Source organism: Rothia sp. HMSC071F11 (assembly GCF_001809115.1).
GTDB classification, from domain to species: domain Bacteria; phylum Actinomycetota; class Actinomycetes; order Actinomycetales; family Micrococcaceae; genus Rothia; species Rothia dentocariosa.
In genome coordinates, this window is record NZ_KV795730.1 from 202,132 (window position 1) to 219,968 (window position 17,837).

A 17,837-nucleotide genomic window follows, 5' to 3' on the forward strand; every position below is an offset into this window, starting at 1 on the left:
CCCCTGCGCTACATGCTTTGAACCATGAAATGGCCGCACGTAAGTTCCTATACCCTGGCGTACGATATAGTACGCCTTGATCGGAGTGCAGCATCGTTCCTTTGTCGGCAGGCTTTGTGCAGCATTTTCTCCACCATGTCGCTGTTGGCCCTGCGGCTCACGACGTAGGCGACAATTTCGCGGTTGAACAGGTCCACTACCGGTGAGAGATACAGTTTGCCATCGCTTTGGCCAACACTATATTCTTACAGATTTTCCAGATTTGAGGTGGGTGCGCAAGGATTCCCAAGGATTTCGCTTTTGCTCCTCTGCGCTTGCCGCGCGCCGCTTTACCGGTAGCGCCGCCGAGGCGAGCATCAAAAGCACACAAACCCAGAACATAACCTGCAGCTGATTCTTATAGGGTGCATCATAGGTCAAATTCACCTCATATGTTCCTGCGGGCAGAACCGTCTTGATGTATCGCCCCGGTCCGGCAGACAGCGCCATCGCGTGGCATTTCTGGGTGTTTTCAGCGTCGCAAAGTTTGCCCGTCCAGCCGGTGTAATACGATTCGTTCAGGGCGACTTCGGTTTGATGCTCAACCTCAACCCGGTACGATATCTTGCCGAACCTGCTGTACGAGAGTGGGGTGTACTCTAACCCTGCGCAGCGGCCTTCCTTGAGACATGCATCGGAAAGATCCGCGAAAGATCCGCCCGAAAGCGGCACCACGGCACCGGCAGCGGCATAGAACCGAATAAAGTCATTGCCCTTTTCGCCTTTGAACGCTTCATGCTGTTCGCGCAGTGCCGAGCTTCCTTGAACATTGGCGTATCCGCTCAGGGAATCGGTGCAGGTGAAGGCGCCTCCCAGGGCAATATTATCGTGGTCCCAGTTTTTGACGGGCTGATCAGAAACACGACGTTCAGGGCGACGCGTGTAGTTCTGCTCGCACGCCTGGTTTTGGTGCATAAGCTGCGAAATCTCAGCCCCGTAGTGCCCGACCTCAAGCCGTTCACGCGCCGAGGCCCACGTGCTTGTCACCGAGTAGGCGAAATTTAGCCCGGAGGCTACCGACAAACAAAGCAGCAGGATGCCCAAGGTTCGGGCTGAGCTCTGCCGTGCAAACCGCCATAAACCGTGTGTATAGTTCGTTACAGCAACCGCTGTTAGAGCAAAAAGTATCACCGGCACGAGCATCAGCACAAGGCGAGGAACGCTTAGATTCCACGACAGCGATAGGCCGAAAATCACGATGGCGGCAGCAACAATCGAGCATCCCGCCAGGGTGCGACGGCGCGACACGTTGCCCTCAAAAAGCCGTTTAAGCCCCAGGCTGCCCAAAATAATCATGGTGAGCGGAACGAAGTTTTTGAAATCGTTAATCCAGAAACGGCTCAGGCTCATACCCGGAATATTCCACAGAAGCTTAGGTGCGAAGGTCGCCAGCCCTAACAGCAGAATTGACAGCCCGCCCAGCAGATAGAGCGGCAGGTTACGCCGTGAACGCCACGGCACGAAGGTGAGAGCGAGCAGAAGCGGAATCACGATAAAGAAGGGGCGCATCGCAATATCCGAGCTCATGGCCGGGTTGTCGTACGGGTAAATGAGTGAGGCCAGGTTCGGGAAAGTCAGGTGAATGCGCTGCGGGCTCCAGTCGCGCTGCCCGGTTCCCGACAGTAGCGCCGGAACATATTTGACGACGCTCAACGGTACCGCAATGAGGATGCTGACGATGACACGCCATATCCAGGCGCGGCTTCGAGAGACGATTATCCACCCGATACCCCACCCACCAATGCATACGGCGGCGGCGATAAGCTGCCCCGGGTATATACCGACGAAACTCTGCCACAGGATTAAGACCGCAAGCGGAATCCCGTAGCGTTTATGCCACGCCCATAACGGGGAAATGACGAGCAGGACCCAGGGCCAGTAGGCGGCGGCACGGTGAAAATCCAGGAATTGGGCGTTTGCAAAGATTGCCGGGGCGAAGAATTGCCCCACGAGGGCGATCAGCGAAACAAGGTGGCGCCCGGTCAGCTGACGGACCAACAGGTACATGCCCACCGCGCCAAGACCCGCGAGCACCGCCGACGTGATAGACGATACCGTAGGGCTCCACGGCGAAATACCGTTTGCGATGCCCTGCGGCAGCACATACGATCCACCCTGAATATTGCTCCCGGCGGGGCGACCCATCCATGTGTAGGCAACCCAATCGGGTGGGTTGAAAATCCCGCCGTTATTCCACCAATAGTAAGAATCTGAGAGGTAGTGGGCATTCGCATCGCCGTTAACCACCGTCAGATGCATGAAGTATGACCAGTAGGTAATGACCTCAAGCGCGATTACAAGGAGTGCAACCTGTATGCCCTGGCGCGCGAGAAGGCCACGGATTTTAGTCTTCACGTGTCCCGCCTAGCTGGTGCAGATACTCGGCGAGCGCATCGCGGTGATCGCGAGGGGTGAATCCGGCAGCAATAAGTTTTGAAAGATCCAGGGCAGAGTTGGCGGGGCGCGGGGCGAAGACCTGGGCGTTGGCGAAGTATTCCTCAGTGGTGGTGTTGCTTACTCGGGCAGCATCGTGACCGGTGCCGGTGTATACGGCGCGGGCAAGATCTGCCCAGGTGATAACCTCGCCGCTATTTGACACATGGTAGGTGCCGTAGGGTGCGCCGGTAAACAGCAGATGCAGTGCTGCACCCGCCAAGTCTTGGGTAAAGGTGGGGCGCCCCCACTGATCCGCCACGACGGCAGGATCCACACCGCGTTCGGCCAGCGATGCCATAGTCGCCACAAAATTTTTGCCCTCGCCAACTACCCAGCTGGTGCGCAGCAGGTAGTGTTTGCGCCACGCGGTCGCGGCGCTCTCCCCCGCCGCCTTGGAGGCGCCATATACGCTCAGCGGGGCGATGGGATGCTCCACCGAGTATTCCTGCCCTACCGGCAGATTTCCGTCGAAGACGTAGTCGGTGGAAACGTGCACGAGAGGAAGATTCGCTTCTTCGCAGACGCTCGCTAGGGCGGCGACTCCGTGAGCGTTGGCGGCCCAGGCTTCGCGGCGCCCCTCGGGGGTTTCGGCGTTATCCACTGCGGTGTAGGCGGCGGCATTGATGACCGCGCGGTATGACCGCCAGCGGAAAGTGTTTCGCCATTTTTCGGGGGTTCCAAGGTCGAGCCGATCACGGTCCACCGCCTCAAAAGGGATGTTCTGCGCGGTCAGCTGGCGAACGAGTTCACGCCCGAGCTGCCCGCTTGCACCAACAATCAGAAGAGGGTCGGGGGTAAGCGGGGTGATCTCATGTAAGCGCGGGTGTTTGCGATCTTTCTCGGAAAGCTCAGCCTGCGCCAGGTCGATAGGCCAGTCGATGGCGGTGCTTTCGTCCGCGAGGTTCAGGAAGCTGTAGGCGGTGAGAGCATCTGCCGACCAGTGATCGTTCACCAGGTAGGTGTAGGCGGTGTTTTCCTCTAGGGTTTGGAAGGCGTTGCCAACCCCGCGCGGAACGAAGATAGCGGTGTCGGGACCGAGTTCGACGGTCACGACCCGTCCGAAGCTCTCCCCCGCACGCAAGTCTACCCAGGCGCCGAAAATTCGGCCGCTCGCCACCGAAACGTATTTGTCCCAGGGTTCGGCGTGAATACCGCGCGTGGTTCCTACCGAGGTGTTAAAAGAAATATTATTCTGCACCGGGTCAAAATCGGGCAGACCGGCGGCACGCATTTTCTCACGCTGCCAGTTTTCCTTAAACCAGCCGCGATTATCGCCGTGCACGGGCAGATCGATGACGAGCAGCCCCGGTATATCGGTTGCCCTTACGTTCAGTTCTTTCGTCATTTACTGCCCCGCCTTCGCGTATTTAGCCTCAACTTCTGCTTTGAGCGGTTCCCACCAAGAACGGTTATCGGTATACCACGCGATGGTATCGGCAAGACCCGCCTCAAAGTCGGTGAACTGCGGTTCCCACCCGAGCTCTTCGCGCAGACGGGTGCCGTCAATGGCATACCGCATATCGTGCCCGGGACGGTCTATCACATGTTCAAAGTCGTTCTCGTCTTTACCCATGAGGCGAAGAATAGTACGTAGCACGGTAATGTTATTCTCCTCGCCGTCTGCACCGATGAGGTAGGTCTCACCAATTTTCCCAGATTCAAGGATGCGCAGCACCCCCGAAGAATGATCGGATGCGTGAATCCAGTCGCGCACGTTCAGACCCTCGCCGTAGAGCTTAGGGGGCAGCCCCGAGAGGATATTCGTAATCTGCCGGGGAATAAATTTTTCGATGTGCTGATACGGCCCGTAGTTATTCGAGCAGTTCGAGATGGTCGCCTCAATCCCGAAAGAACGCACCCAGGCGCGCACCAGCAGATCCGAACCTGCCTTGGTGGAAGAATACGGGGATGACGGGTTATAGGGAGTAGTTTCGGTGAACTTTACGGGATCATCTAGCGCCAAATCACCGAAGACTTCATCGGTTGAGATGTGGTGATAGCGGGTTCCGTGCCTACGTACCGCCTCCAGCAGGGTAAACGTGCCGACCAGGTTGGTGTGAATAAAAGGTTCTGGGTTCGCCAGGGAGTTATCGTTATGGGATTCTGCGGCGTAATGGATGACTGCATCCGCCTGCGCTACGAGCTCATCAGTGAGTTCACGGTCTGCAATATCGCCAACCATAAGGTTAAATCTGGTGCCGTCAAGACCATTAAGCGAGGCTTTATTAGCGGCATAGGTCATTTTATCGAGTACTGTAACAGTGTGTTCAGTATTATCCAATAGATAATGAACAAAGTTAGAGCCAATGAATCCGGCACCGCCGGTAACGAGTAAGTGAGACATACTTTAGATTTTAGCGGTCAAAACCGAGTAATTTATACACAGGTTACGAGAGAAACATGACACAATAGATATTATGAAGGGAATTATTCTTGCCGGTGGTACCGGCAGTCGTTTACACCCCATCACTCAGGGTATTAGTAAACAACTCACTCCGGTTTACGATAAACCAATGATTTATTATCCGCTTTCCACTCTTATGCTGGCGGGAATTCGTGACATTCTTATTATCACAACCCCCGAAGATCAAGAACAATTTAGACGTCTTTTAGGGGATGGAACTCGTTTTGGTGTACATTTCGACTATAAAGTGCAACCTTCACCTGATGGTTTAGCCCAAGCATTTATTTTAGGGGCAGATTTCATAGGCGATAATCCCGTTGCACTCGTTCTAGGTGATAATATTTTCTATGGTCCCGGTTTAGGAACCCAGCTTGGAAAATATGAGCAAAAAGACGGTGCAACCGTTTTTGCTTACCAAGTTGCAGACCCGCGCGCCTACGGGGTAGTGGAGTTCGACGAAAATTTTCACGCCGTCTCCATTGAAGAAAAACCGCAGGTACCGAAAAGCGATTATGCTATTCCGGGACTATATTTCTATGACAAACATGTTGTGGAATATGCGCAAAACATTAAACCTTCTCAGCGTGGTGAACTAGAAATTACCGACCTCAATCGTGTATATCTAAAACAGGGTAAACTAAAGGTTGAGGTACTGCCTCGAGGCACAGCATGGCTTGATACCGGCACCTTCGATTCACTCGCAGATGCCAGCAACTTTATTCGCACCGTCCAAAAACGTCAGGGACTTTCTATCGGATGCCCTGAAGAAATTGCATGGCGCGCAGGTTGGTTAAGCAATGATGATCTTCACAGTATCGCCACCAAATTCGCCAAAAGCGGTTATGGGGACTATTTGATGCACCTGCTCAAATAGTCACAAAAAACTCACTGCCCCGCACGGGGTTCACCACTCAAACTCAACACTCTGGAGCAATTTCAGAAATGACAATTTTAGATTTTGTGCGCACCACAAGAGCCAATCTCTTGTTGCTCATTGCTGGCATCGTAATCGGTGCCATCGCAGGGCTCGGCTATTCCCTGCTGCAGCCTAAAGTTTATGCCGCCAGCGCCTCCGGGTACGTGACCGTCGGTCAGAGTGGCACTATTGACGTACTATCCGGCTCAAACGCCGCAAAAGAACGTGCCCGCTCATACTCGGCAATCGTCTCATCAGAAGCCGTCGCCAAGATCATTCAGGAGCAGAACTCTGACCTGAGCATCGGGACGATTCGCGGCAGCCTGAGCGCAACTACCGAAGAAAACAGCTCACTCATTAAGGTGCGGGCGACCGCTTCCAGCCCTGAGCAGGCACGGGTTTTGGCGAATTCGGCGCTTCACGCCACCGCTCAGTACATCGAAAATATTGAGAAGAACGGTTCGGGGAACAACAGTACCGCTACCCCCACGCCTGCTGGGGAAGAAAACCAAGAAAGCGCTCAGAACAAGGTTTCTTCAACCAACCCGTCCGATACCACCAATACTCTGATTCGTGTGATTCCGCTGGATAACGCCAGCGTGAACCCGCCTCTCGTATCGCCCAACTACATGCAGAACGGCCTCATCGGTGCCGGTGCCGGGCTGGTGCTCGTGTACCTGGCGATCTTCCTGCGCCGTTCCGTGGATCAGCGCATCCGCACTCGTGACGACGCCATTAAGGCGACAAACAGCAATATTCTGGGTGTGCTGCCCGTCAGCGATGATCTGGCGGAAGAAAACATCGTGCGTGCAAGCAACGATGACCATATTGCCCACGAATCTATCCGTCAGCTGCGCACGAATCTGCGCTTTGTGAATATTGATAACCCGCCGAGCTCCTTCATTGTGACCTCCGCAGTTCCTGGCGAGGGCAAGTCTACGGTCTCGCTGGCGGTGGCGCGCTCTATGGCAAGCTCGGGGCAGCCGGTCATCCTGATCGACGCCGACCTGCGCCGTCCCACCGTCGCGAAGAAACTACACATTAACGCCAAAATTGGTTTGACGCAGGTTCTTGCCGGTCAGGTCGATATTGCTGAGGCCGTGCACCAGGTAGAGGATTCCAAGCTCTTTGTGCTTCCCGCCGGGCGTATTCCCCCGAACCCTTCCGAATTGTTGGGTTCCGACAAGATGCGCCAGCTTATTGAAGAGCTCTCCAAGGAATTCCTGGTCATCGTGGATGCTCCTCCGCTGCTGCCGGTGACCGACGCATCGCTGCTCTCCCACGCCGTGGACGGTGTGATTATGGTCGGTACCGTGGGCAAGAGCCACCGCGAGCAGATGACCGAGGCTGTTGCCGTGCTGGAGCGTGTGAATTCACACCTCTTCGGTGTAGTACTCAATAAGGCTCCGCGTAAGGGCTTGGGCAATTCCTACTATGGATTTGGTTATGCCAATAGTTATGTAGGTTACGCCAGCTACTACGGTTATTCCAAGGATGGTAAAAAGAAAGTTTCTTCCGGCGCGCACGGGGCTTAAGAAAATTTCTGAATCAGATTCTTGAGTATAAGGGCGGGAAAATAGGTGGACTATTTTTCCCGCCCTTATATTCAAAGGTTTTCGTTGTGTGAAAGGATATCGTGCACACTACACCACAGCACAAACCTGGTACGCCGCTCAAGGCGCGTATTATGCTGGCGCACGCCTACTTTCAAAGGCTCGCGAATCTTCACGGAATAGATATTTTACATATCAAAGGATATGCGTTTAATTCCGAAATTTTTAAACCTGATAGACATAGCACCGATGCAGATCTTTTAGTACGACCTTCTCATGTAGATACTTTTGTTCACATACTTTTAGCTGATGGCTGGAGTATTCAGGCGCATTTTGACACCGGATCCGTTTTTGAACATGCAATGACGCTTTATCACGAATCCTGGGGTCTCACCGATATTCACCGTTTCTTTCCGGGGCTCGGAAAAGATCCCGAACGTGTTTTTCAACAGCTCTGGTCGGCACACATGCAGCGCGAGATAGCGCACCGTTCCTGTGCCGTGCCTTCAGTACTCGATTCCCGGCTGATTGTGGTGCTGCACCGCGCTAGGGCTAGTTCCGCCTATAACCCGGATCTTGAGTATCTGCGCGATATTCTCGACTCCTACGACTGGGCTAAACTGCGCGCCCGCGCCGCCGAATTGGATTCTTCTCTCGCCTACTCCGCCGCAATGGGTGGCTTAGAGGCGTACCGTCACGAACGCGACTACCTGCTGTGGAAGTCGGTTTCCACGCAGGTGCCGAGCTATATTCAATGGGTGGGCAGGCTGCGGTCGGCGCGTGGATTCGCCGAGAAAATGCGCACGCTCAAGAATATTCTTATGGTCAATCAGGATCATTTGGCGATGGAACTGGGGCATAAACCCACGCGCGCCGAAATTCGCACTAGGTTCTTTGAGCGTTTTGGGTTGGGAGGCGGCTCCTGATGAGTACTACTACCGCACCGGTGAGGTACCGCATCCCAGAGTATGTTGCCTTCGTACACGCTGAGGAGATCTCCGAATATGCTTCCGTCACGACGTATCTTGCCGACACACGGACCGCGCAGGTTTCGGTGTTGGAGGGGTCAGCATCCATTATTTGGGGTATTTTTGAGGAACCGTTTTCCCTGCCCGAGGCCCTTGAGCTGATCGCCGAGCTTACCGAGCAGAATCCAGAGGATATTCGCGGGGAGGTTGAGGATTTTGTGCATCAGCTAGTCGAAGACGAACTGCTGGAAGCCGTCTAAACCCGCCCTGCCCCACTATACGAAGAGCCTTGAGAGTAAAGATCTTTACTCTCAAGGCTCTTCATATAGCCCCGGCGAACCGAGTCTACGCGCCCGAGGACGAGGATGCGGTAAGCTCATCAACCGCCTGGCGGATTTCGTCGATAAACCGTTCCTCGCTAAAACGCGCGATGTAGTTCTTAATCGCCTGCTTATCCCACTCTTCGGGGTTGAACTTCCGTATTGCCGCCTCAATCTGTTCCGAGGTCGGCTGCTCAATAAACACGCCGTTGAGGCCTTCGCGGATGGTATCGAGGTACCCGCCCGCGCGGTATGCGATCACCGGTTTTCCGCTTGCTCCGGCTTCTAGCGGGGTAATGCCGAAGTCCTCATGAGATACCGCGAGAAGTGCCAGACAATGCCGGTAGGCAGAACACAGCTGCTCATCGGAAATCCCGGAAATAATGCGCACATTGGGCCCTGAGAGTTTGAGGAGCTTATCTTTTTCGGGTCCATGCCCTATAATCAGCAGCTTCTTACCCGCTCGATTGCACGCCTTAATCGCCTCATCCACGTTCTTATAGGACATCAGACGTGACACCAGCAGAAAGTAGTCTCCCGCAGCCGTGAATTCCTGCAGACCCGCGATCGGTTCTTCCACGTGGGTTGCACCCCCGGAGTAAGGCGGGAAAATAATGGGTACGTCTTTGCCGTACACCCGCGCAATACGTTTCTGAATTGCGGTCGAGTTCGCCACGTAATGTTCCGACCGCGCCGCCGCGCGCTGATCCCAGAACCGCAGCAGCGGGTTTATCACCCGTAACCCCACCCCAATCACACTGTTCTTGTTCTCGTCGCCCAGGTATTGGTCACGCAGGTACAGCCAACGCGCCGGGGAATGGCAGTACACCAGTTTCTCGCCGGTGAATTTGAACCCGTGCGCCCATCCTGTGGTCGAAACCACCGCAACGTGCGCCGGAACTTTCAGGCAGGACGCGGTCAGCGGCAGCAGCGGCAGCGCCAGCCGGTGGTAGCGCCGCAGCAAGCCCACCCGATTGAGCGGACTGGTGATGATAGTCGCATTCTCAAACTCGGGAAAAGTACCTTCAGGATTGTAGAGGGTCGTGTAGATAGGGGCCTCAGGGAACGCCCGGTGTAGGGCCAGAACAACCCGCTCCGCCCCACCGCGCTGCGTCAGATAGTCGTGAGCGATAGCGAGCCGAGGGGCGGTGACAGAACCCGTATCTACCGAACCTGCAGACCGAGATTCCGCCGATGTCGGGATTTTTTTCGAGGCCAAAGAACGAATGTGAGCGGATGCGCCGCACCAGGATTGTGCTACTCGATTCAGCATTAGAACACCTTCCGTGCACGCTGCGGGTACTTCACGCCTGCGTAGGATGCCGCCTCCACCTGCAGCGCCACCAGCTTCTCGGCGATCTTCGCGGGAAATTTCAGCAGTACCGCATCGAGAGTATTGCCTATCCGCCGGATATTTGCCTCGGTACTGACCGCCGCGAGAGCCTTCACAGCAGCACCCCAGAGCCCGGCAGGGTTGGGAGCCGCATGCGCATTTTCGCCGTGTTTACGCACGAAAATGGTGCGCGCGCTGCCCGCGTGCAGGGCACGGAGAGCTCGCACGGCGGTCGTGGTCGCCTCAGCATAATGCTTCGTTTCAACCGCATCGGAAATTATGATTTTCCCGCCGGCATCAGCGATCATCTTCCCCAGATCGACGTCTTCCCAGCCGTAAAGACGATAGGCGGGATCGAAGCCGCCGATAGTTCGGTACAGCTCTGCAGAGACGGACGAGTTTCCATTCCAATAGTGCCAACGCTCAGATTCAGGGGTACGCAACGCCTCTTCCTTAAACTTTGCATCGCGGTAGGTTCCGTACACCTGAGAGTAAGCGGTCTTGGGGAAAATATTGTTCAGGGTGCCGATCACCCCGTCATAGTCGCGGTGTAAGCGAAGGTGATTCTCCACATAGTCGGGACCGGGTTCCAGGTCGTCATCGCAGCGAATCAAAATATCCGCATCCGCCGCATTATGCCCGGCGTTGAGAGCCGCCACGCGCCCAAGATTTTCGGGGAACACAATCTTAGTGAGGTTCAAGGTTCCGCGGGCGATATAGTCGTCAACAACTTTTTCGCTCTGGTCGATGTCACCATCGAGGACAACGATAACTTGAAAGTCTCGTTCCGTCTGAGCAGAAAGCGCGTCTAAGGGATAGTGTAAAACCCCTGCTCCACCCCGCGATGGGATGATGACGGCTGCTTGATAGTGAGCCATAAACTGTCCTGTAGTTGTGAGAGTGAGTAATTGGCGAGAACAAGCGTGAGCATGATAGAGCCTCTAGAGATATTTCTCTAAAAGGTGGCGAACTCGTTCTCTGCCTGAATCGGGTGAATATAATTCCTGCCAACGCCAAAATGCCGCAGAAATAATGTCATTAAGGTTATCAGATTCTTGATAGAAAGCCTGAGTTAAATGTCGAATCTTTTCAACGAGGGCCGAAGGATCCTGGGCAGGGTAAATATACGGGTAGTCCTCCCCCACGACTTCGGGAAGGGCACCCGCATCGCTGACGATTACCGGCACGCGAGCACTCATCGCTTCCGCAGCGACCAGCCCAAAGGATTCCGGGGCTTGCGAGGGCACTACCAGCATATCGACCGTGTCGAAGAGCTTTTGCGGGGTACTCCAACCGAGACGGTCGGTGTAGCGTTCAATGTTCTCAAGGGCATGGGACACTTCGCGTTCTTCCTCCGCGGAGGTGAAGACGGGCGCTCCGGCAACCACGAGGCGGTATTCGGGGAGGGTAACAGTACTGTTAAGGAACTCAATCGCCTGGCAGAGGACGCCAATCCCTTTGGAAGGTGTTAATCTGCCAAGATAACCGATGCGCACCACCCCGGGGACGGTGGATTTCGCCAGTGAGAGGGGGACTTCCTGCACCCAATTGGGGAAGACGGTGGCACCGGGTACGGATGCCGCAACATACTCGCTGGGAACGAGGGTTTGAAGGGCCTTTTTGCGAGCGAACGGTACTAATTTAGCGTTGGTACCCGTCGGCAGCTGATGTAGGTGCACGATGCGCCCTGCCCGTCCCCCGGTGGCGGCGGCAGGAACCAGCCCGTTACACCACAGGAGCGCATCCCGGTGCGCCCGGTGCCAGAGCCGCAGCTGAACCATATACTGCATGCGCGTTTTGGCGGGCAGTACGATGCGTGTGAACCCTTCGTCGGCGGCTGCTTCAATGAGATCCGGCGGGTTTGCCGGGCCTATGATGACAACCTGGTACCCGAGCCCTCGCGCCGCCCGCGCGATATTCAGGAGCATGACTTCGCCCCCACCTATATCGCCGTTATTGGTAGCTAGATAGAGTTCTTTACTCATCTCGGGTGTATCTTTCTAGGTTTTCGGTACCGATATGCCAATTATCATAAGTGAATAGTCACACGTTTGCGGTGGTTCTAGGAGTTTTTGATCCGGTTCGCGATATAGGCGGTGATTTTTTCGGGTGATTTTGGCATCTCGATACGCCGGTCTACCCCCACGAAGTTTTCCGCCTCATACCCCGGCATACCAAGTTCTCTGTTCCGGGCTATAGCGCCCGCGCGAACCGCATAGGCCATGACAATTGCCCAGGTAAAGGTGTAGAAAACCTCACCCAGACTCAAACCACACACGAGCAGGGCTATCGCTGCGCCCTGTCCCACTCTTTCTTCGACGGTCCAGGAGGTTTTTGAGACGAAGATGCGCATCCCCACGATAATCGTGATAGCGATGACGAAGACTGTCCAGACCCAGCCACCCTCGGTACGAAGCACTAGATAGGAGTTATGATACACCCAGTTCCTATCCTGCAGGGGCGCGTAGGCTTCTCCGAGTCCGCTTCCAAAGAACCCCGCAGTTTCGGCTTTTTCCTGTGCCACCGCGTCAATACGTTCACGAAGCATATCGGAGCCCACACGCGAGGCGAACTGCCCTACCTGGGCATAGTCCGTGGCGAGCGTCTGCACAAGCGCCCAGACCCCGCCCAACAGGAACATCCTCACCATAAAGTTGAATCGGGAAGCGAGCAGTACCCACAGCACGCCTACCAGGTACGCCGTGATGGAGGTACGCGAGTTCGTCAGCCACACCACCGAAGTTCCCAGCACGAAGGCGAAAATACGCTCGGGCATAGTGCGCATAATGGCGAAAGCGAGTACACCGAAGATAGCGTACGCCAGACCCGCATAGTTTTTATCGTGAAGGAAACCCACCAGAACGTTGCCGTCCGAGCGCTCGGTAATTCCCAGATAGAAGGCGGGAACGTTGATCAGAAGCGCCGTGAGGTATCCGGCTATGGCGGACCTAAAATGCAACCGCCCCTCAGCAAGATTCCACATCAAAATGGTGGTGAAGATCATGCGAACTAAGCGTTGTCGCCAGTCGAAAGCATCAGCACTGGCAGTATGCAAAAGCGATACGAACATCATGTAGGCCAAGCCCAGCCACATAATAGTTTTCAGAGATTTAAACCTGCCAAGTTCATACTGTGCAGGCTTGGTAAGCCCGTAGAGTGCACCAATAACAACGGCAATCTGGCTGAGGGGCTGGTTAATGATCGGCAGCACGGTAGCGAACACCATGGCACCGAAAATTACGAATTCGGGTATGCGCAGCTGATTGCTGTTGTCCCGCACGTAGTCACCGCTCTTTTTGAGCCCGTGACTAACGCGCGCAGAGAGGTTTGCGCTATCGTTCCGGTGCTGCGAGCTAGGCGATAGCGATGTTCCTAGGTGAGTGCTCATGCTAGTCCTTGATGCTTTTGTGTTTGAGTGTAGAGTTCTGCGATCTGCGCCGTCATCTCGGCGTTGGTTACCCACGTCCATGCTGAAGGGGCCGAGGCTTCACAGTTCCGCATAAGAGCTTCTAAAACGCTATCACAGAATGCGTTCTGGCGGCGGTTAACAAGCTCGTTGGGGGCAAGAATTTCGGGGTTTCCGCCCACGTTGGTTGCCACGGTTTTTAATCCGGCGGCTTTAGCGTCCAAGAGCGTATAAGAACAGTTCTCCCAGAGGGATAGCTGAACCACCATATCGCTGCGACCCATCGCTTCTAAGGGATCGACGAACCCGCTGAAGGTTACGGCATCGCTGATATGCAGCTCCCGCACCTGCTGCGCCAGGGTATCGGCAAGGTCACCTTCCCCCGCGATTTCAAGGTGCGCCTTGGGGTACACGGTGCGCAGCTGGGCGAATGCTTCTATCAGCACGTCAATACCTTTTTCGGGCGAGAGCCGTGAGAGCGAGAGGATGCGCGGTGCATCCGGTTCGGTCGGCACGCGGTGCTTGTGTACGGCGGCGCGCAGCCGGGGCGCATCCACCCCGTTATAGATGATGCTCACCCTGCGAGCGCCCCATTTACGGCGCATCTGCTCGGCGGTAGAGCGCGAAACAGCAATAGCCGCATTGGTGCCCCACAAACGCACCCGGTGCACCTGTTCCATGAGTTTAGAACGCCAGGAGGTGCCGTGGTAGACGGCATCATCCCCCGCGATTCCGTGCTCGGTAGTGATGAGCGTGGGAACGGTCAGTGACGGGTTTGCAAGCCGCCGTATCTTGAGGGAGTTGACGACGGCGGAGGCGATAACATCCGCATAGGCAAGGTGACTGTGTACGATAGCGGGCTTCTCTTGTTCAATAACGTGTGTGAGCGAAGCGAACGAGGTTCTAAAACCGCGGCTCGGTCCAAAGGGCACGGCGTGAACGGGAATATTAAGCTCGCGGAGGCGCTCGGTGAGTTTTCCCTCGGGCGCGCAGACAACCAGGCGATACCCGGGAATACCGGTTCGGGCGACGTCAAGAACATGTCGCGCCACTCCCCCGAAGTCGGGAACCGGAACAACCCAGAGCGCGGTCAAAGTCTTGGCTGTACTCATGCCCTCACCAGCTTTCGTGTCATAACGTTACGCAGGGCGGCAGAAACTCGTGTCTCAACCGTACTATGCACGCACCACGCCCAGAGTAGAACCAGCGCGAGAGCCAATATGCGTGCGCCCCACGCCCCCACCCAGGGGTAGAACATATCGATCAGCATATAGCCAAGCATCGCGTGCCCCAGATACAGGGGGTACGATATTGTGCCGAGCGCGTGCAAGGGTCCGCGCGCCAAAAACGGCACGTGGCGCACATAGATAACGGCGAAAAATACCGCACATATGATGGCGACTCCCACCCCGTGGGCGCTATCGTGCATCAGGAAGGCATTGATAGAGGCCGCCGCAGCGCAGTACGGCATCAGCCAGGTAAACCTGCGGTCGTGGCTGTACATAAAGAACACCATGCCCAGACTAAACAAAGCCGCATGCTCGGCAACTACGCCCCACACCAGCATTTTGGGGGCACCCGTCAGGGACGCCTCCGGGTGAAATATGCAACAGATGAGCAGCCCTAAGGTTGTCCAACAAAAAATACCGATCGTGATCTCGCGGCGATATATTTTTCCACGCCGCACAGCCAGATAGACCCCCATGAGCAGATAGAACTGTAACTCGATGGCGAGCGTCCAATACACTTGATCGACATTATCGACCAGCATAAAACGCTGCATCATCGTCGCGTTAACCAGGGTTTGCGCCACCGTAATATCCCTGCCGGGATTACCGTAGAGAAAATACACAGCCGCGGCAACCGCAAGCGCCAACCAGTAGGTTGGGTACAGGCGGGCGAAACGCGAAATACCAAATTTTAGGGCGGAACCGCTTTTGATAGCGCTCAGCAAAATTACGTACCCCGAGATGATGAAGAAAAGCTGCACCCCTAGTTCTCCGAGCGGAATAGAGTACGGTTCGGGGGCGATGCGCGGGTAATTCTGCACGGCGGGGTACCCGAAATGGTAGGCCACAACGGCCAGTGCCGCTATTCCGCGCAGCCCGTCGAGTTCGCTAAATCGTCCGGGGGTGATGAAGCTGTTATCGAGTACTTCGCCGGGTTTTCGGGTGTGTTGAACGGTTCTTGGTGGTGTCACGAAACCGACCTACAGCCATTTTTCGAGGCGGTCTAGGGCGGTGAAGAAACCTTCGCCGTTGTTGATATGCCCCTGCCAGATTTCGGGGATAAACGATGCTTTCGGCGCCAGCTCGCGCAGCTGCTTGCCCAATGCAGCCCAATCGACATCGCCTTCGCCCACCTGCACGCCTTCGCCATCTACGCCGATACCGTCGACCAGGTGCAGGTGGATAGAGTGCGGTGCCAGCTGTGCTACCGCCTCCGACAGAGGAATTTTGAGGAAGTTGCATGCGAGCATGGTGTGTGAAATGTCCAGGCAGAGAGCGCTGTCGTAGGCGCGCGCAAATTCGGCGGTGTCCTGCGGGTCAAGGAAGAGGTTATGGTATTGCTGCCCGCCCATCAGCCACGGGTAGGGCGGCAGAGTCTGTGCCGCTAGACGCACCCCGGAGGTATCTAGCCGTCCCAGGGCTTCGCCGATGCGCTCGTACTTTGCGGCACGGGCGCTCGCCGGGATGTGCTTATCTTTGGTGAAGCCGCCCATCGTGACGACCATAACGGGGTCTTCGTCCACCGTAAAGTAGCGGGTCAAATCGCGGGTAATGTCGATGGTGCGCTGCACCTCGGCGATGGAGCGTTCCCAGACTTCGGGGTCGCGGGAAGCCAGATCGACCAGGAAGTCCCCGGCGAAGAGGTCGGGCAAGTGGGTCGTGAAGCTCATGGGCAGTTTCTTCTCAAAGACCTCGTCAATGTTGATATCAAGGTCTTTGTAGGAGAAGTGGAATTCGAGGAAATCCGGTGTTGCCTCTTCGATCAGGGGTTTGTAGTCGTGGTACCGTACCGGCAGGCCCCAGGGGCGCTCGAAGGTGAAGTCGCGGCGGGTTACGAGGTCATCCTTCAGATCGCCCTCAAAAAAGAACGATCCTTCTTCAACGTCGCGTTGGATAGTACGCCCGAGCAGCTGCGGAAGGTAGTTTGGCTGCAGGCCGCGGCCGGGCGACTTGACGGTCACATCCGCCTCGGTGATTACCTCGCCTTTGGCTATGCTACGGGTTGCAACCAGTGATTTGGCCAGGTTCACGCGGTTCATCAGTTCACCGGTGGAAACCTCGCGGGGCGCGGCCGTGCCGATGGATTCCTCAATGTCACGAATCTGCCGCACCATCGCCGCGAACTCTTCGGGCAGCAGCGATACGGTGTGATCGTTGCCTTCCAGGGTTTTATCGGTCGTGAAATGCTTTTCGATAATCTTTGCACCGCGCGCAACAGCGGCCACGGGCACATGGTAGCCGCGTTCATGCCCGGAATAGCCAACCAGGCATTGGCCGATCTCGGCGAGGCGGTCCATATACGCCAGATTCACGTCTTTGAAGGGTGCCGGGTAGGTGGATTGGCATTGCAGCAGGGCGTAGGATGCGCCCGCCTTGCGCAGCAGGTTCACCGAGTCCAGGATTTCTTCTTCGCGGCTCATACCGGTGGATACCAGCATGGGCAGCCCGCGCGATGCAACATCGCGCAGCAGTTCGTGGTTCGTCAGGTCTGCGGAAGCGATCTTCATGCCCGCAATACCGTAATCGACGAGCGCCTGCACGGAAGGCGCATCCCAGGGGGTGCACAAAATATCCAGGCCATGCTCCTTAACGTGGTCGAATACCTCGTACATCTGCTCAACGCTCAGTGAGAACCGGGAGAGCAGATCCAGGGTGTACTGCACGCCCAAGTCTTCGCCCGCGGTGGAGCCGCCGCGCTGGCGGTAGAGCGCATCCAGATCGCGCAGCTGGAATTTCACGGCGTCCGCACCGGATTCCACCGCGAGGTCCACCAGCTCTTTCGCGAAGTCCACGCTCCCCTGGTGGTTATTACCGATCTCGGCGATGATAAAGGCGGGCGCATCCTCGCTGATGGTGTGCTTTCCGATGCGCAGCACGTTCTGTTCATCCATTGCCAAAGCCACCAGATGGCCGCGTTCGTCAATGAGCGGAATGTGCTCGATACCGCGCGCAAAGTAGCCGCGCAAAGATTCGGGGTCGCTATCGGCGGGGGCGGTCTGCGGGTTCGTATTCGCCGCCGCCAGTGCGCTGGTCTCTAGGGATGCGGTGGGGTTGGCAATCAGCCAGCGTCTGAAGTCCCCGTCCGAGAGCGAACCGCGCAAAATGCCGGATTCATTGACTAAAAAGATGATGCGCTGACCGTTGGCAGAAATTTTGTGAAGCGCAGTCAGAATCGGGTCTTCGGCGAAGACCACATAGGGCGCGATATTACGTTCGATAATCACGGTTTATGA

At 55.9% G+C, this 17,837-nt stretch carries 15 protein-coding genes; 4 read left to right on the forward strand and 11 right to left on the reverse strand.

Annotated elements, in window-relative coordinates; genetic code table 11:
* Positions 1-47 precede the first annotated feature (47 nt).
* From HMPREF2554_RS11965 to rfbB, 4 genes are read right to left on the reverse strand one after another with little or no spacing between them, the layout of a single operon-like run.
* Positions 48-215, reverse strand: a complete 168-nt coding sequence (locus HMPREF2554_RS11965) for a DDE-type integrase/transposase/recombinase (protein WP_115333580.1) — start codon at positions 213-215, stop codon at positions 48-50.
* Positions 216-237: 22 nt separating this feature from the next.
* Positions 238-2,394, reverse strand: coding sequence for a Tat (twin-arginine translocation) pathway signal sequence (locus tag HMPREF2554_RS01850; RefSeq protein WP_013398637.1), 2,157 nt, complete (start codon positions 2,392-2,394; stop codon positions 238-240).
* Positions 2,384-3,820 carry a dTDP-4-dehydrorhamnose reductase gene (gene rfbD / locus HMPREF2554_RS01855; RefSeq protein ID WP_013398636.1) on the reverse strand — a complete coding sequence of 479 codons (1,437 nt, stop codon included), beginning with the start codon at positions 3,818-3,820 and terminating at the stop codon, positions 2,384-2,386. The genes HMPREF2554_RS01850 and rfbD overlap by 11 nt, the downstream gene beginning before the upstream one ends.
* Positions 3,821-4,819: a dTDP-glucose 4,6-dehydratase gene (gene rfbB, locus HMPREF2554_RS01860; protein ID WP_070553738.1), complete on the reverse strand. Its 999-nt coding sequence runs from the start codon at positions 4,817-4,819 to the stop codon at positions 3,821-3,823. It lies immediately after the preceding gene.
* A gap of 73 nt (positions 4,820-4,892) precedes the next feature.
* Between rfbB and rfbA the strand changes: the two genes are divergently transcribed.
* From rfbA to HMPREF2554_RS01880, 4 genes are all read left to right on the forward strand, one after another.
* Positions 4,893-5,753 (forward strand): glucose-1-phosphate thymidylyltransferase RfbA, encoded by an 861-nt coding sequence (rfbA, locus tag HMPREF2554_RS01865; RefSeq protein WP_004006131.1) that lies wholly within the window; start codon positions 4,893-4,895, stop codon positions 5,751-5,753.
* A 68-nt stretch (positions 5,754-5,821) separates the two neighbouring features.
* The gene (locus tag HMPREF2554_RS01870; protein WP_070553740.1) at positions 5,822-7,330 is read left to right on the forward strand and encodes a tyrosine-protein kinase domain-containing protein; all 1,509 of its coding nucleotides are present in this window, start codon (positions 5,822-5,824) and stop codon (positions 7,328-7,330) included.
* 101 nt (positions 7,331-7,431) lie between these two features.
* The gene (locus HMPREF2554_RS01875) at positions 7,432-8,274 is read left to right on the forward strand and encodes a nucleotidyltransferase family protein (protein ID WP_246825971.1); all 843 of its coding nucleotides are present in this window, start codon (positions 7,432-7,434) and stop codon (positions 8,272-8,274) included.
* Positions 8,274-8,576, forward strand: a complete 303-nt coding sequence (locus HMPREF2554_RS01880) for a PqqD family protein (RefSeq protein WP_013398631.1) — start codon at positions 8,274-8,276, stop codon at positions 8,574-8,576. Before HMPREF2554_RS01875 ends, HMPREF2554_RS01880 begins: the two co-directional genes overlap by 1 nt.
* Before the next feature lie 85 nt (positions 8,577-8,661).
* Here HMPREF2554_RS01880 and HMPREF2554_RS01885 read toward each other — a convergent pair whose 3' ends face one another.
* From HMPREF2554_RS01885 to HMPREF2554_RS01915, 7 genes are all read right to left on the reverse strand, one after another.
* Positions 8,662-9,909 (reverse strand): glycosyltransferase, encoded by a 1,248-nt coding sequence (locus HMPREF2554_RS01885; protein WP_070553742.1) that lies wholly within the window; start codon positions 9,907-9,909, stop codon positions 8,662-8,664.
* Positions 9,909-10,847 carry a glycosyltransferase family 2 protein gene (locus HMPREF2554_RS01890; protein WP_070553744.1) on the reverse strand — a complete coding sequence of 313 codons (939 nt, stop codon included), beginning with the start codon at positions 10,845-10,847 and terminating at the stop codon, positions 9,909-9,911. The genes HMPREF2554_RS01885 and HMPREF2554_RS01890 overlap by 1 nt, the downstream gene beginning before the upstream one ends.
* Before the next feature lie 63 nt (positions 10,848-10,910).
* Positions 10,911-11,954, reverse strand: coding sequence for a glycosyltransferase family 4 protein (locus tag HMPREF2554_RS01895; protein WP_070553746.1), 1,044 nt, complete (start codon positions 11,952-11,954; stop codon positions 10,911-10,913).
* A gap of 77 nt (positions 11,955-12,031) precedes the next feature.
* A complete protein-coding gene (locus HMPREF2554_RS01900) occupies positions 12,032-13,357 on the reverse strand; it encodes an O-antigen ligase family protein (protein WP_070553748.1) in 1,326 nt (441 codons plus the stop codon).
* Positions 13,354-14,487: a glycosyltransferase gene (locus HMPREF2554_RS01905; RefSeq protein ID WP_070553750.1), complete on the reverse strand. Its 1,134-nt coding sequence runs from the start codon at positions 14,485-14,487 to the stop codon at positions 13,354-13,356. Before HMPREF2554_RS01905 ends, HMPREF2554_RS01900 begins: the two co-directional genes overlap by 4 nt.
* Entirely contained in the window at positions 14,484-15,575 is a 1,092-nt protein-coding gene (locus tag HMPREF2554_RS01910) for an acyltransferase family protein (protein ID WP_070553752.1), read from the reverse strand. The genes HMPREF2554_RS01905 and HMPREF2554_RS01910 overlap by 4 nt, the downstream gene beginning before the upstream one ends.
* 9 nt (positions 15,576-15,584) lie before the next feature.
* Positions 15,585-17,828, reverse strand: a complete 2,244-nt coding sequence (locus HMPREF2554_RS01915; RefSeq protein ID WP_070553754.1) for an N-acetylneuraminate synthase family protein — start codon at positions 17,826-17,828, stop codon at positions 15,585-15,587.
* Positions 17,829-17,837 lie beyond the last annotated feature (9 nt).

Excerpts from the sequence above, each read along its gene's own strand:
- HMPREF2554_RS01870 (WP_070553740.1), top strand. The coding sequence starts at position 5,822 with ATGACAATTTTAGATTTTGTGCGCACCACAAGAGCCAATCTCTTGTTG.
- HMPREF2554_RS01890 (WP_070553744.1), bottom strand. The coding sequence starts at position 10,847 with ATGGCTCACTATCAAGCAGCCGTCATCATCCCATCGCGGGGTGGAGCA.
- HMPREF2554_RS01900 (WP_070553748.1), bottom strand. The coding sequence starts at position 13,357 with ATGAGCACTCACCTAGGAACATCGCTATCGCCTAGCTCGCAGCACCGG.
- HMPREF2554_RS01880 (WP_013398631.1), top strand. The coding sequence starts at position 8,274 with ATGAGTACTACTACCGCACCGGTGAGGTACCGCATCCCAGAGTATGTT.
- rfbA (WP_004006131.1), top strand. The coding sequence starts at position 4,893 with ATGAAGGGAATTATTCTTGCCGGTGGTACCGGCAGTCGTTTACACCCC.
- HMPREF2554_RS01895 (WP_070553746.1), bottom strand. The coding sequence starts at position 11,954 with ATGAGTAAAGAACTCTATCTAGCTACCAATAACGGCGATATAGGTGGG.
- rfbB (WP_070553738.1), bottom strand. The coding sequence starts at position 4,819 with ATGTCTCACTTACTCGTTACCGGCGGTGCCGGATTCATTGGCTCTAAC.
- HMPREF2554_RS01885 (WP_070553742.1), bottom strand. The coding sequence starts at position 9,909 with ATGCTGAATCGAGTAGCACAATCCTGGTGCGGCGCATCCGCTCACATT.
- rfbD (WP_013398636.1), bottom strand. The coding sequence starts at position 3,820 with ATGACGAAAGAACTGAACGTAAGGGCAACCGATATACCGGGGCTGCTC.
- HMPREF2554_RS01905 (WP_070553750.1), bottom strand. The coding sequence starts at position 14,487 with ATGAGTACAGCCAAGACTTTGACCGCGCTCTGGGTTGTTCCGGTTCCC.